This window comes from Devosia sp. XK-2 (genome assembly GCF_037113415.1).
GTDB lineage: Bacteria > Pseudomonadota > Alphaproteobacteria > Rhizobiales > Devosiaceae > Devosia.
The window spans coordinates 3,396,956-3,410,033 of record NZ_CP146608.1 but is presented as its reverse complement, the minus strand read 5'-3'; the positions used below and the strand labels follow the sequence as shown (position 1 = coordinate 3,410,033).

Sequence of the window (13,078 nt, the reverse complement as noted above, 5' to 3'; positions counted from 1 at the left end):
GGCACTTTAGCAAGAGCGCGGCAAACCGCCGGTTAACATTGTTTAACCATAGCGTGAGCGATCAATCGCCACGGTGGTAGGGGTGGCCCGAAAGGATGGTGGTGGCGCGATAGAGCTGTTCGGCCAGCATGATCCGGACCAGTTGATGCGGCCACACCATGGGCGAAAAACTCACCACCAGGTCTGCCGAGCGGACAAAGTCGGGATCGATACCGTCGGCGCCGCCGATGACAAAGCCCAGGGATGGCCGGCCGTCGTCGCGCCAACGTCCGATCCGGGCGGCAAAACGCTCCGAATCGATGGCTTTGCCCCGTTCATCGAGCATGATGGTGACGCCCTCGGGCAGGGCGGCGCGCAGGGCCCTGGCTTCTTCGGCCTTGCGGGCGGCGGCCGAGCCGGCGCGCGATTCATTGATCTCGGTCACCTCGAAACCGGTCAGCGCCAGAGGCCTGCCACTGGCAGTGGCCCGGTCAAGGTAACGGGCCACGAGCTCCCGCTCTGGCCCGTTTTTCATCCGGCCGATGGCCGCGATCACAATGCGCATTGAACCGGGTTTGTCCGCTCAGTGCTGGTCGGCGGCGAAATCGGCCTGCCACATCTTTTCGATATTGTAGAATTCGCGCACTTCGGGGCGGAAGATATGCAGGATCACATCGCCGGCATCGACCAGCACCCAATCGCAGTGGGGCAGACCTTCAACGCGGGGCTTGCCGTAACCATTGTCACGCAATGCCGTGATGACCTGGTCCGCCACGGCGCCAACATGGCGCTGCGAGCGGCCCGAGGTGACGATCATATGGTCGGCCAGGGACGATTTGCCGGCAATGTCCACCGAGACCGTTTCTTCGGCCTTGGCGTCATCCAGCGTATCGAGAATGAGGTCGATCAGGGGCTTTTGCGCGCCGGCCATGGTGGCGGGCGTAGCGGGGGCAGTGTTTTCGGGCAGCGCGGCCATCAGAAACGGCCTTCCGCCCATGCGAGTGCACGGGTCATGCGAGAGATGAGCATCCTTGGTTGTTGATCGGAATGTTGCGGCGTCGTGAAAACGGCAAGCCGTCTGTTCCTGTTCCGGTGACAATGATCACACTTGGTCCCGAATATGCGCTTTTGCGAGCCTTTTCGCAAGATCGGGACCATGGGCAAGCTTAATGTCGGTTTCGTGACGCCCTGATGGCGGTGGATGAAAGGCCTGATTGCCGGCCCTGCAGGTAGATCCAGGCCGGGGCCCGGCACTGGGCCAGAATAGCAGCATCGGTTTCATCGATCTGGGCATAGTCGAGCGTGGTGGCCGCACGCGAGGCGAGGGCCCGGTGCGATGAGCCGGGCCGCACATAGACGGCGATGGGCAGGCGGGCGGCAATGTCGCGCCAACGCTGCCAGCGGTGGAAATCGGCCAGGCTATCGGCCCCCATGATCCAGACAAAGCGGCGGTCCGGCAGTGTGCGGGTGAGGAAATTGACGGTCTGCCAGCTATAGGCAAAACCTCTGGCCGCTTCGAAACCGGTTACGCGCACGCGCGGGTTCGCGATCAACGCCCGCGCCGCGAGGACGCGATTTTCCAGCGAGGGCAGGTGCGAATTGTCCTTGAGCGGATTGCCCGGCGTGACCAGAACCCAGAGCGCATCGAGCTCGAGCCGCCGCAACGTCTCCTCCATGACCAGCAAATGGCCCGGATGCATGGGATTGAAGCTGCCGCCAAACAGCCCGATCCGCATGCCGGGTGCAGAGGGCGGCAGATTGGTGATGCCGGGGATGTGGTACGGCGGGCTAAGGGTCAAGGGCTAGGGCCTCAACTGCCCATTGCCGCGGACGCGATATTTGAAGCTGGTCAATTGCTCTACGCCCACGGGCCCGCGCGCATGCATCTTGCCCGTGGCGATGCCGATCTCGCCGCCAAAGCCGAATTCACCGCCATCGGCAAATTGGGTCGAGGCATTGTGCATCAGGATGGCAGAGTCGATCTCATTGAAGAACTTTTCGACGGCCGCAGGGTCTTCGGCAATGATCGCCTCGGTATGGTGGCTCGAATAGTGCTCGATATGGGTGATCGCCGCTTCGATGCTGTCGACGACCTTCACCGAGATGATGGCGTCCTCATATTCGGTCTGCCAGTCCTCTTCGGTCGCGGGTCTGGCATCGACAACCATGGACAGGACGGTCTTGTCGCCGCGGATCTCGCAGCCCTTGGCAACCAGCGCTGCAATGATCGGCCTGAGATGGGTATTCACGACGTCCTTGTGCACCAGCAGCGTCTCCGCCGCCCCGCAAATGCCCGTGCGCCGCATCTTGGCGTTAAGGGTCACGCTGACGGCTTTGTCGAGATCGGCGCTTTTGTCGATATAGACATGCACCAGGCCCTCGAGATGAGCGAAGACCGGCACCCGTGCCTCGGCCTGCACACGAGCCACCAGCGTCTTGCCGCCGCGCGGCACGATGACATCGATATTGCCGTTGAGACCCTTGAGCATTTCGCCCACCGCGGCGCGGTCGGTGGTGGGCACCAGTTGCACGCATTCAACCGGCAGGCCGGCCAGATGCAGTCCATCGAGCAGGCAATCGACAATGGCGCGGCTGGAATGAAAGCTGTCGCTGCCACCACGCAGAATGACGGCATTGCCGGACTTGATGCATAAGGCGCCGGCATCGGCGGTGACATTGGGGCGCGATTCGAAGATCACACCGATGACGCCGAGCGGCGTGCGCACGCGTTCGATATGGAGCCCGTTGGGGCGGTCCCATTCGGAAATGACGGTGCCGACAGGATCAGGCAGTTCGGCAATGGTTTTGACGGCCTCAATGATGCCGTCGATACGCGCGTCGGTCAGCAGCAATCGGTCGAGAAAGGCTTTCGAGATGCCCTTTTGCTCGGCTGCCTGCATGTCCAGCGCATTGGCTTCGAGGATTTTCTTCCGATGCGCATTGATAGCGCCGGCGGCGGTCAGTAGGGCCGTGCGCTTCTGCTCGGGCGTGGCGATCTTGAGCGCATTGGCGCCCTTGCGCGCATTGCGGCCCAGTTCGGCCATCAGGACGGAAATGTCACTCGCGGTGGCTTCAGCCAGGCTCATGATCGGCCTCTTGTCTCGGTGTCGTTTCTGCGCTGCCGGTCAGCACCAGATTGTCGCGATGCACCAATTCGGCGCGGCTGTCCATGCCAAGCAGCGCGACAATGGTGTCGCTGCGCTTGCCCATCACCAGGCGCGCATCGTCGCTGTCCAGGCCCACAAGACCCCGGGCGATTTCGCGTCCATCAGGATTGGTGACAGCAATGGTATCGCCGCGTTCGAAGTCGCCGGTGATGCCGGTAACGCCGATGGGCAGAAGGGATTTGCCTTGATTGAGGGCATGCGCCGCCCCTGCATCGACTTGTACAGTGCCCGAGACGGCCAGCGTGCCCATGATCCATCGTTTTCGCGATTGCGCCCGCGTCGTTGCCGGCCTGAAAAGCGTGTGCAGCCCGCCCTCGACCAGGCGCTTGAGCGGATGGTCGTCGGTGCCCTTGGCAATCACCATTGCGGTCCCAGCCAGGGTCGCGATCTTGCCGGCTTCGAGCTTGGTGGTCATGCCGCCGCGCGAGAGATGACTGGCTGCCCCCCCGGCCATGGCTTCAATCGCTGGCGTGATGGCCTCGATAACGGGCAGATGGGTGGCGCTGGGGTCCTTGGCGGGTGGCGCGGTGTAGAGCCCGTCAATGTCGGAAAGCAGGACCAGCAGATCCGCTTCGATCATGGTGGCGACGCGCGCTGAGAGCCGATCATTGTCGCCATAGCGGATTTCGGCCGTGGCGACGCTGTCGTTCTCGTTGATAATGGGTACGGCACCCAGGCCCAGCAATGTCTGGATGGTCGTGCGGGCATTGAGATAGTAGCGCCGCTCCTCGGTAATGTTGGGGGTGATGAGGATTTGCCCGGTGACGATGCCATGCTGGCCGAGCGCCTCGGCCCAGGCCTGGCTGAGGGCGATCTGTCCGGCGCTGGCGGCGGCCTGGCTTTGTTCCAGCGTCAGGGCAAGCGCGGAGAGACCCAACAGGCCCCGGCCCAGCGCGATGGCTCCGGACGAGACAATGACGATCTCTCGTCCCTCGGATTTGAGCGCGGCAATGTCCTCGGCCAAAGCCGCCAGCCAGGCGCTGCGCAGCTTGCCTTGCTTGTCGACCAACAGGGCCGAGCCGATCTTGATGGTGATCCGGCGATAGGTGGCGAGGGGGTTCATTTGGCAACAAACTCGATGTGCTCCCTCCCCCCTTGAGGGGGAGGGTTGGGGTGGGGGGTGGCGCAATGATCCACTGATCGACCCCCACCCTCGGTCCCTCCCCTCAGGGGGGAGGGATGCAAAGGAGCCGCATGGTCCAGGCTGATCCGGCCGGAGAAGGTCACGGCGTCCATTTCTCTTCGGTTTTTTTCCGCTCAGCCTCGGCCTGTTCCGCTTTTTCGGCGTCGAGAATGTTGAGCACGTCATAGAGCACCTGGTCGACGCCCTGCCCGGTGGCGCCCGAAATGGTGCGGATCTCGGCCTTGGACACCTTCTTTAGCGCCTTGACCTTGGCCTTGAGCTCTTCGGGTGTCAGCGCGTCGATCTTGTTGAGCACGACGATTTCAGGTTTTTCGGCCAGCACATCGGCATAGGCTGCCAATTCGTAGCGCACCGCCTCATAGGTATGCGCCACGTCTTCATTGGTGCCGTCGATGAGGTGGATCAGCACGCCACAGCGCTCGATATGACCCAGGAAACGGTCGCCGATGCCCACGCCTTCGCTCGCCCCTTCGATGAGACCGGGAATATCGGCCAGGACAAATTCGCGCTCGCCAATGCGCACCACACCCAGATTGGGGTGCAGCGTGGTGAAGGGATAGTCGGCGATTTTGGGCTTGGCGGCAGAGACGGCCGAGAGAAAGGTCGATTTGCCGGCATTGGGTTGGCCGACCAGACCCGCATCGGCGATGAGCTTCAACCGCAACCAAATGCCTTTTTCGATACCTTCCTGACCGGGATTGGCGCGGCGGGGCGCCTGGTTGGAGCTGGTCTTAAAATAGGCATTGCCGAAGCCGCCATTGCCGCCCCTGAGTAGGGTTACGCGCTGGCCCACTTCGGTGAAATCGGCGATCAGGGTCTCCTGATCTTCCTCAAAAATCTGGGTGCCAACCGGTACGCGTAGGACGACATCGGCGCCATCGGCGCCGGTGCGGTTCTTGCCCATGCCATGCACGCCCGTGCCGGCGCGGAAGTGCTGCTGGTAGCGGAAGTCGATCAGCGTATTGAGGCCATCGGCACATTCGGCGATGACATCGCCACCGCGTCCGCCATTGCCGCCGTCAGGGCCGCCGAATTCGACGAATTTTTCACGCAGGAAGCTGACGGCGCCGGCGCCGCCGGAACCGGACTTGATATAGACCTTGGCTTGGTCGAGGAACTTCATGCCTTTGCCGTGCCTTCCAGCACCTGTTGTGTCGCGCCCGCCACATTTTTGACGGGTGGCCAGCCCTGCTGGTAGCGCTCACGTGTCAATTTGGTGTCGATATGCGCCACCTCGGCGCCGCGCGCAAGGCAGAGCAGGGTTGAACGGCCAGTCTCGGTAAATCCCAGCCGGTGCTGGATGGCCAGCGATGCGGCGTTGAAATGGAATACGCCCGAATAGATGGTGGGGGCGCCGGTGGCTTCGAAGAACCACCGAATAGTCGCGATGGCGGCCTCGGTCATGATGCCTTGTCCCCAATGGGGCTTGCCCAGCCAGTAGCCGATAATTGCGCTTTCGCCCAAGGGCTGGAAACCGATATGGCCCACATAGCCGATGCCAGCCAGCTCAATGGAAAAGCTGGCCTGGTTGGCGGGCAGGTCGGCCTCCTGGGTGGCCAACCAGGCGCGCGCATCGGAGAGATGGTAGGGAAAGGGCACGCGGGCCAGATTGCCGGCCACGTCCATATCATTGAGATAATGGGCAATGGGCTCCGCGTCGCCCAATTGGGGCGCGCGCAGAACCAGCCGATCGGTGAAAAGCGTAGGGATCAAGCACGCCACTCCATGACATAGAGCGGTTTGCCGCGATGACGCTCGACGACGCTGTGTGTTTCTTCGATGGTGGCAAAGCCGGTTTTTTCCAGAACCCGCACCGAGCCGGAATTGGCCGCCAGAACGCGGGCGCGGACGGGGCTGAGGCCGATGGCGCTGGCGGCCGCCATCAGAGCCGAGACCGCCTCGGGCGCAAAGCCCCGGCCCCAATGGCGTTCACCCAGCCAATAGCCCAGTTCAGTGGGTTTATCGGCATAAAAATAGAGCCCGATTACGCCTTTGAGTCGGTCGTCGTCTCGCCCGGCAATGACATAGCTGCGCTTGTCGGGTTTGATCGAGAACCGTTCGATAAAGCCACGGCCATGCTCTTGGAGATAGGGGAAAGGCAGGCTGGCGGTGGGTTCGAGTACGTTCCAATTGTTGGCTTCGGCGACCAGGTCATCGAGATCGGAGGCATGTGGCGCACGCAGCACCAGGCGTTCGGTCTCAATGCTTTGAGGAAGCTCGTCTCTCAGGCGCATGCCTTGGTCTCCAAAATATTCCAGCGCTCGCGCGTCAGCCTGGTCAGTACATGTTGTACATTATGCTGCAGGGCGTGGGAAAATCGCATGTCGTGTCCTATCGGCTCAAAGCCCAGTTTGGTCTTGACCCTGAGAGAGGCCCGATTGTTGTGATGTGCACTGGCGGAAATATGGTCGGCGTCCGAATTGGCGAAATGCCAGTCGACTACGGCGCGCGCCGCTTCTGAGGCATAGCCCCTGCCCCAGTGGGGCCGGGCGATCCAAAAGCCCAACTCATTGGTCAGGGCGACACAGCCGATCAGGCCACGACCCGGGAGATCGATAATGAACAGCGATCTCTCCGGCCCATTTCTGGGGGCAAGGCGGAGCCAGTCGCTGGCCATGGCGAGGGTGAACGGGAAGGGCAATGGGGTCAGCCAGCGGGCGACGGCAAAATCGCTAACTCCCAGGGCGAAGCAGGGCGCGTCGTCCGGACGGGCGGGGCGTAGGAGAAGGCGGGTGGTCCGGAGTTCGGTCATCTCTGGTCGAACTCCAGCCGCATCTGCATGACCCGGCGCCCGGTCAAGGTTCCAGTCGTGTCGGTGTCTTCGCCGATCTCGATGAAGCCCAGTTTTTTCAGGACGTTGCGGGACGCGTTATTGTCGAGCAAGGCGCGGGCGCGCAAGCCCGGGGCTCGGGCCGCTCGTGCTGCGCTCACCACTGCAAGACCGGCTTCGGTGGCAAAGCCCTGTCCCCAATGAGGTTGGCCCAACCAATAGCCCAGTTCGGGCAGGCGGCCAGGCAGCAGGTGTAGCCCTATCACGCCGACAAAGGCTCCGGCTTGCTCGATTGCCCAGGCAAATTCGCTATCGCCCCGCGCGATATTTTCAACGAAGAAGCGGCCGTCGCTTTCCATATAGGGATGCGGCAGGCGCGACAGGACCTGGTGAATAGCTTTGTTATTGGCCAGCAAGGCCATTTCCGGAACGTGTGCCAGAGCCGGGACCACAAGGCTCAGACGCGCGGTGCGGATGGCGGTCGGCAGTCTGGCATCGAGGGTGGTTGCGAGAACGGTCATGGCAAATGCTCCGGGAAGAAAAAAGGGGAACCGGTGGACCGGTTCCCCTTTGCATCTGCTTTGTTTTTTCAAACGCGGCGCCGGGGAACTGGTCTCCGGCGGGTTTGAAAGGCTTGCCGGGTTATTCGGCGGCCTCTGCCGGGACGACAGACACGTGTACTTTGCTGTTCGCACGGGTGCGGAACGCAACTTTGCCGTCGATCAGGGCGAAAATAGTGTGGTCCTTGCCCAGGCCGACGCCGGTGCCCGGAGCCCACTTGGTGCCGCGTTGACGCACAATGATATTGCCGGCAATCACAGCTTCGCCGCCAAACTTCTTGACGCCGAGACGACGGCCAGCGGTATCACGACCGTTGCGGGACGAGCCGCCTGCTTTCTTATGTGCCATGGTTCTCGGTTCCTTTTATTCTTCGCTGGCCTTGGGAGCGGCCTTCTTGGCCGGGGCCTTCTTTGCCGGCTTTTCAGCGACAGTATCTTCGGTCTTGGCGGCGGCTTTCTTGGCCGCCGGCTTCTTGGCGGGAGCTTCGGCAGCAGTATCGGCCTTGGGAGCAGCCTTCTTTGCCGGCGCCTTTTCGGCAATAGCTTCAGTCTTTTCGGCCTTGGCAGCAGCCTTGACAGTCGGCTTCTTGCCGCCGGTCAGGATCTCGGTGATGCGCACGGTCGAGAGCAACTGGCGGTGGCCGTTGCGGCGGCGCGAATTGTGGCGGCGGCGCTTCTTGAAGACGATAACGGTCTTCTGCTTCTTGGTCTCGACCAGCTCGGCAGCCACGAGGGCGCCTTCCACCAGCGGAGCGCCGATGGTGTCGCCGACCATGAGGACCTGGTCAAAGGTCACAATATCACCGGCCTCAGCATCGAGCTTTTCGATCTTGATGACGTCGTCAGCAGCAACCTTGTACTGCTTCCCGCCCGTCTTGATAACGGCAAAAGTCATTCAGTTCAGCCACGCGAAAGTTCACGTGGTCCCTTTTTCTGTCGCGCTCTGCGGCGCCGCGGCTTGCATGCCATTCCGCGGGCTTTTCGAAACGTTGAGGCCGAAGATTTCGGCCGGCAGCCTCGAGCAGCGTTTTCAAACAAAACCAGCGCACCGGACGGACCAGTGCGCAGATTGGAGGGCTTATCGAGGGAAAGTCCTCAAGAGTCAAGCCATTTGGCACGCTTTGGCTGGTTCAGCCTTGGCTCAAGGCATACCAGTTTCGCAAGCGTACCTCGACGGCGGAATCCACGTCGGTCTCAAGTGGCGAGAGGTCGCTTTGACCATAATGATATGGATAGACGATGCCGGGCTTGAACGTGTTAATTGCCGCGACGGCCTGTTCGGGTGTCATGGTGTAGGGCAGGTTCATGGGCAGGAAGGCGACGGCAATGTCGGTCAGGCCCAGCATGTCGTCGGTCGGCTCGGTATCGCCTGCCACATAGACCTGGGCGTCGCCAAAACTGAGCACATAGCCGTTGCCCACGCCGATGGGATGATAACGCATCCGGTCCTCGGTTGTGTTGTGGGCGGCGATAGCGCGGATGGGAATGTCCAGGATTGTGCTGTTGTCGCCGTTGACCATGGCCATGGCATTGGCTTTCAGCGCGTCGGGCAGTTTGCTCAGGACGTCGCCATTGGTGACCAGTGGGGCATCGCCGGCAATGGCCTCAATGGTGGGAATATCGAAATGATCGCCATGACCATGGGTGATCAGGATAGCGGACGGGGCCGGAAGCGACGCATAGCGCGTGGCGCCGCCCACAGGGTCGACATAAAAGGCCTTGCCGCCAAATTCGAGCACAAGGCTGGCATGATCGACCGGGTGGATGACGAGGTCCCCGGCGCTGGTGGGTAGCGTGTCGGCCATGGGCATCTCCTGGGCGACGGATGCGGTCAGTCTGGCGGTCATGCCGGCGAGAGGCAGGCCGGCCATGCCGACGATAAATGTGCGGCGTGCAACCATAGGTGCAGTCTCCCTGTTTGTCACAAGGACCCCAAGACTAACGCCTCAAGCGCGATCTGGATGGGGCAGCACGCAATTGTGAGATGGGGGAGGTGGCTGGCCGTCTCGATGCTGTTTGTCGAAACCGCGCATAAGGGGTGTTGCAGGCGTGCCAAGGCTATGTCATAAGCCGCCCCGTATCGACCAGCCGCGCCCCTTCTGGGGCGTTTCGATCTCGCGGAGAGATGGCAGAGCGGTTGAATGCACCGCACTCGAAATGCGGCATAGGGGCAACTCTATCGGGGGTTCGAATCCCTCTCTCTCCGCCATTCTCTTTTTGTAAATGCTTGAAAGCGTAACAGGGCCCGATCTTCGTGGTCCAAAACGCGCCCGCAGAACCCCTGTTTGCTGATCCTTCGCGTCGACGTGGTCGAACGGGTGACGCCATCATGCGCAAGAAAACCGCCGAAAATCCAGGGAAGTGGATGCGCCGCTTGGGCTTTGCCAATGTCGAATTGCGGCCCAGCCATCGTTGGAGGCACCGCTCCAAGATGGTTGCACGGCGGGTCTGGATGGACTCTGGCGCGCGGGAATACATCCGGGACCCCGCGGAGTATATAGATGCAAAGGGCTACGGCGATCGGCTGGCGCCCGCTCTGACAAAGCAGCCTGCATTGATACCAGCACTCATCCTTTGTTTTTGAGCTAAAAGGACATGGCCGAGACACGCTGCGATGCTATACTTTCGCTTATCGCCTCGGCGTCCATGCTTTGAAGAGCTTCATCCTGTGCGGCAATTTCGAGCAATTCCGCAATGGCAGTGAAGCATGTCCCCATCCTCGTCGGCCGGCAGCAGTTCCATAACCAATCTCAACCACGCCATTCTGGCTGGCGGACTCTTGAGACCACACAGACCGACCGCTTCTCCGGCGGCCACTAGCGTCCAACTGCCCGGTCCATGGCTGTCGGTCCTGCTGCCTGTGATTTTGGCGCTTGGCTATGGCCCGGTTGTGGAGCGTGGCTGTTGCTTGGCGGTTCCCACCCAGGCGTTGGCACTGGCTTCATGGTTGATGTCGGCCGGCCCAATGTGGCAGGTATGGGTGCACTGTCCAACGCGAGCCAATGCATTTGACCACGCAGCGTGAAATTGCCAGACGTGCCAAAACCTCGCTCAAGACCGTGTCGCGGGTGATCAACCAGGATCCTCTCGTTAATGCCGAGACGCGGGCACGCATCGAGGCCATCATCGCCGAAATTGGCTACGAACCATCCCAGGCCGCGCGCATGATGCGCTCGCAACGCAGCAATATCATCGGTTTCCTGGCTGATCGCGTCGCCACTTATTCATCGTCCATCGACCTGATACGTGGTGCACAGGACGTTGCCTGGGAACGCGGCAAGCAGATGATGCTGTTCAATATTGAACGCGGCGGGCCCAGTGCGGCTCTGGCCGACAGCCAACTCGCCGCTTTCCGGGCCGAAGCGATCATCTATGCAGCAACGTTCCACCAACAGGTCGACATCGACCCCACAAGTGTACCGCATGTCCTGCTCAACTGCTTCGACGGGAAAGGGCGGCACCCAACCATCATTCCGGATGACTACCAATTGGCGCTGGACCTTACCGACATCATTTTCCAGCGCGGCTATCGCCGCCCGGTTCTGCTCAACCTCAACACTGACGTCGTCGCCAGCGATCTGCGCAAGCAAGGCTTCATCGACGCGGCTCGAGCTGCTGGGGTTGACGTGTCAGCGCGGGTCCATACGGCCGTGGTTTCTGCCGCAGGCGCGCCAACTCAGTTTGTGACCCGCCAGATTCTTGCCGCGCTCTTTGCCGGGCCGGACCGACCTGACCTGGTCTTGTGCGGCCAGGACATCATGGCGATGAACGTCTACTTCGAACTGGCCGAGCTTGGTTTGAAGGTTGGAGAGGATATTGCTGTGGCCAGCTTTGACAACCTCGAGCCGATCGCAGGGTTGCTGAAGCCCGGTCTTTCGACAATGGAACTGCCCTATTATGAGATGGGCCGAGCGGCCATGAACATGGCCATTGATGGCCCGCACGATGCCCAAGTGGTTCGTCTCAAAGGCAAATTCGTCGAACGTTCCTCGCTCTAGCGCGCTCGCCTCAGGCGATTTTAGTGCCGCATCAGGCACTGCAAAGCTCCAATTTTGCACAGCTGCCATGCGCTATTGACAACGTGAGACAATCGACATTAACAATTGTCTCACGTTGTCATAAAGCGATGACGCCGCTCTCGGAGGAGATAAACGATGAAGCATGCCCTTTATGCGGGGGTGGCCCTGGCCGCCTGCGCCATGTCCTCAAACGCCCTTGCCGGCCAGCTCACCGCCTGGGTGATCGACGGCGATAGCGAGAAGCCCTATTTCACCCAGCTCGAAGAGACCTTCAACGCCAAGTATGGCGCCGAGGGCATTAGCGTCGATGTCGTCCCGATCCCGAGCTACAACGACGCCATCCAGGCTGCGACGCTCTCGGGCGGCCTGCCGGATGTGATCATGCTCGATGGCCCCAACATGGCCTCCGTGGCCTGGGCAGGCACTATCCGGCCGATCGGTGACCTGCTCGACCCAGCCATCATCGACGACCTGCTGCCCGCCATCAAGGCGCAGGGCACCTATGGACCCGAGGAAGAGTTCTACTTCGTCAGCCCCTACGATTCCGGAACCATCCTGTGGGGGAACAAGGCGCTGCTGGAAAAGGCCGGCGTCCGTATCCCCACCGGCGTCGAGGACGCCTGGACGCAAGAGGAAATGGCCGAGGCGCTGGAAAAGCTTGCCGCTCTTCCGGAAGTCGAATGGCCGCTCGACGTCAAGATGAACTATGGCGCCGGCGAATGGATGACCTACGGCTTCGCGCCCTTCGCCCAGTCCAATGGCGGCGACATCATCGACCGCGAGACCTGGATTGCCGAGGGCACGATCAATTCCGGGGCCAACGTCGCTACCCTGACGACCCTGCAGGACTGGAACAAGGCCGGCTATATCGTTCCGGCCAGCGCCGGTGACAACAAGTTTTACGGCGAGAAGACCGCGGCTCTCTCCTGGGTCGGAAACTGGATGTGGCCGGCGCATCGCGAAGGCCTGGGCGATGACCTTGTCCTGATCCCGCCCCCGGCCTTTGGCGATGCCGGACCGGTATCCGCCAATGGTGGCTGGGGCTGGGCGGTACCGTCCTCCTCGACCAATCTCGAGGACATCAAGGTCTTCTTGAACTATGCCATGTCCAGCGAACAGGTTGCTGCCTATGCCGATACGACCGGCTATGTGCCTTCGCGCGCCTCAGCCATTCCGCTGTCGGAAACCTATGGTGCCGGTGGGGCCGGCGAAATCTTCGCCAAGCTGGCCGAATGCTGCGCCATTGTCCGCCCCGTCCACCCTGCCTATCCGGTGATCACCAATGCCTGGGCCACCGCGGTGGTCAACGTGCTGTCGGGCGATGTCGACGTGAAGGCCGAGCTTGATCGCGCGGCACAGACCATCGACCAGGACATTGCCGACAATGACGGCTACCCGCCCTTCGGGCAGTAAGCCGCAACACGGGCGCGCCACCTCCC

At 61.5% G+C, this 13,078-nt stretch carries 16 protein-coding genes and 1 tRNA gene; 4 read left to right on the top strand and 13 right to left on the bottom strand.

Annotation, left to right across the window (positions count from 1 at the left end):
- Positions 1–61 precede the first annotated feature (61 nt).
- From rlmH to V8Z65_RS16690, 13 genes are all read right to left on the bottom strand, one after another.
- Entirely contained in the window at positions 62–544 is a 483-nt protein-coding gene (gene rlmH, locus V8Z65_RS16750) for a 23S rRNA (pseudouridine(1915)-N(3))-methyltransferase RlmH (protein ID WP_338721284.1), read from the bottom strand.
- Between the two features lie 18 nt (positions 545–562).
- Positions 563–910: a ribosome silencing factor gene (rsfS, locus tag V8Z65_RS16745; RefSeq protein WP_338724060.1), complete on the bottom strand. Its 348-nt coding sequence runs from the start codon at positions 908–910 to the stop codon at positions 563–565.
- Between the two features lie 235 nt (positions 911–1,145).
- Positions 1,146–1,778: a nicotinate-nucleotide adenylyltransferase gene (locus tag V8Z65_RS16740; protein ID WP_338721283.1), complete on the bottom strand. Its 633-nt coding sequence runs from the start codon at positions 1,776–1,778 to the stop codon at positions 1,146–1,148.
- A 3-nt stretch (positions 1,779–1,781) separates the two neighbouring features.
- Positions 1,782–3,065 (bottom strand): glutamate-5-semialdehyde dehydrogenase, encoded by a 1,284-nt coding sequence (locus tag V8Z65_RS16735; RefSeq protein ID WP_338721282.1) that lies wholly within the window; start codon positions 3,063–3,065, stop codon positions 1,782–1,784.
- On the bottom strand, positions 3,052–4,209 hold the full coding sequence (gene proB, locus V8Z65_RS16730) for a glutamate 5-kinase (RefSeq protein WP_338721280.1): 1,158 nt from the start codon (positions 4,207–4,209) through the stop codon (positions 3,052–3,054). Before proB ends, V8Z65_RS16735 begins: the two co-directional genes overlap by 14 nt.
- Before the next feature lie 160 nt (positions 4,210–4,369).
- Positions 4,370–5,413, bottom strand: coding sequence for a GTPase ObgE (gene obgE, locus V8Z65_RS16725; protein ID WP_338721279.1), 1,044 nt, complete (start codon positions 5,411–5,413; stop codon positions 4,370–4,372).
- Positions 5,410–6,003 (bottom strand): GNAT family N-acetyltransferase, encoded by a 594-nt coding sequence (locus V8Z65_RS16720; RefSeq protein WP_338721278.1) that lies wholly within the window; start codon positions 6,001–6,003, stop codon positions 5,410–5,412. The genes obgE and V8Z65_RS16720 overlap by 4 nt, the downstream gene beginning before the upstream one ends.
- Positions 6,000–6,524, bottom strand: coding sequence for a GNAT family N-acetyltransferase (locus V8Z65_RS16715; RefSeq protein WP_338721277.1), 525 nt, complete (start codon positions 6,522–6,524; stop codon positions 6,000–6,002). The genes V8Z65_RS16720 and V8Z65_RS16715 overlap by 4 nt, the downstream gene beginning before the upstream one ends.
- Positions 6,515–7,042: a GNAT family N-acetyltransferase gene (locus tag V8Z65_RS16710; RefSeq protein ID WP_338721276.1), complete on the bottom strand. Its 528-nt coding sequence runs from the start codon at positions 7,040–7,042 to the stop codon at positions 6,515–6,517. The genes V8Z65_RS16715 and V8Z65_RS16710 overlap by 10 nt, the downstream gene beginning before the upstream one ends.
- Complete coding sequence (locus V8Z65_RS16705; protein ID WP_338721275.1) at positions 7,039–7,581, bottom strand: GNAT family N-acetyltransferase; 543 nt, start codon at positions 7,579–7,581, stop codon at positions 7,039–7,041. The genes V8Z65_RS16710 and V8Z65_RS16705 overlap by 4 nt, the downstream gene beginning before the upstream one ends.
- A 121-nt stretch (positions 7,582–7,702) precedes the next feature.
- Entirely contained in the window at positions 7,703–7,969 is a 267-nt protein-coding gene (gene rpmA / locus V8Z65_RS16700; protein WP_338721274.1) for a 50S ribosomal protein L27, read from the bottom strand.
- Positions 7,970–7,984: 15 nt separating this feature from the next.
- Positions 7,985–8,515, bottom strand: a complete 531-nt coding sequence (gene rplU / locus V8Z65_RS16695) for a 50S ribosomal protein L21 (RefSeq protein ID WP_338721273.1) — start codon at positions 8,513–8,515, stop codon at positions 7,985–7,987.
- A 235-nt stretch (positions 8,516–8,750) separates the two neighbouring features.
- Entirely contained in the window at positions 8,751–9,521 is a 771-nt protein-coding gene (locus V8Z65_RS16690; RefSeq protein WP_338721272.1) for an MBL fold metallo-hydrolase, read from the bottom strand.
- Positions 9,522–9,739: 218 nt separating this feature from the next.
- Here V8Z65_RS16690 and V8Z65_RS16685 point away from each other — a divergent pair.
- The 4 genes from V8Z65_RS16685 to V8Z65_RS16670 all read left to right on the top strand — a co-directional run bounded on the left by V8Z65_RS16685 (position 9,740) and on the right by V8Z65_RS16670 (position 13,052).
- Positions 9,740–9,829, top strand: a tRNA-Ser gene (locus V8Z65_RS16685).
- A 120-nt stretch (positions 9,830–9,949) separates the two neighbouring features.
- Positions 9,950–10,204, top strand: a complete 255-nt coding sequence (locus tag V8Z65_RS16680) for a hypothetical protein (RefSeq protein WP_338721271.1) — start codon at positions 9,950–9,952, stop codon at positions 10,202–10,204.
- 418 nt (positions 10,205–10,622) lie between these two features.
- Positions 10,623–11,618: a LacI family DNA-binding transcriptional regulator gene (locus V8Z65_RS16675; RefSeq protein WP_338721270.1), complete on the top strand. Its 996-nt coding sequence runs from the start codon at positions 10,623–10,625 to the stop codon at positions 11,616–11,618.
- A 156-nt stretch (positions 11,619–11,774) separates the two neighbouring features.
- On the top strand, positions 11,775–13,052 hold the full coding sequence (locus V8Z65_RS16670; protein WP_338721269.1) for an extracellular solute-binding protein: 1,278 nt from the start codon (positions 11,775–11,777) through the stop codon (positions 13,050–13,052).
- Positions 13,053–13,078 lie beyond the last annotated feature (26 nt).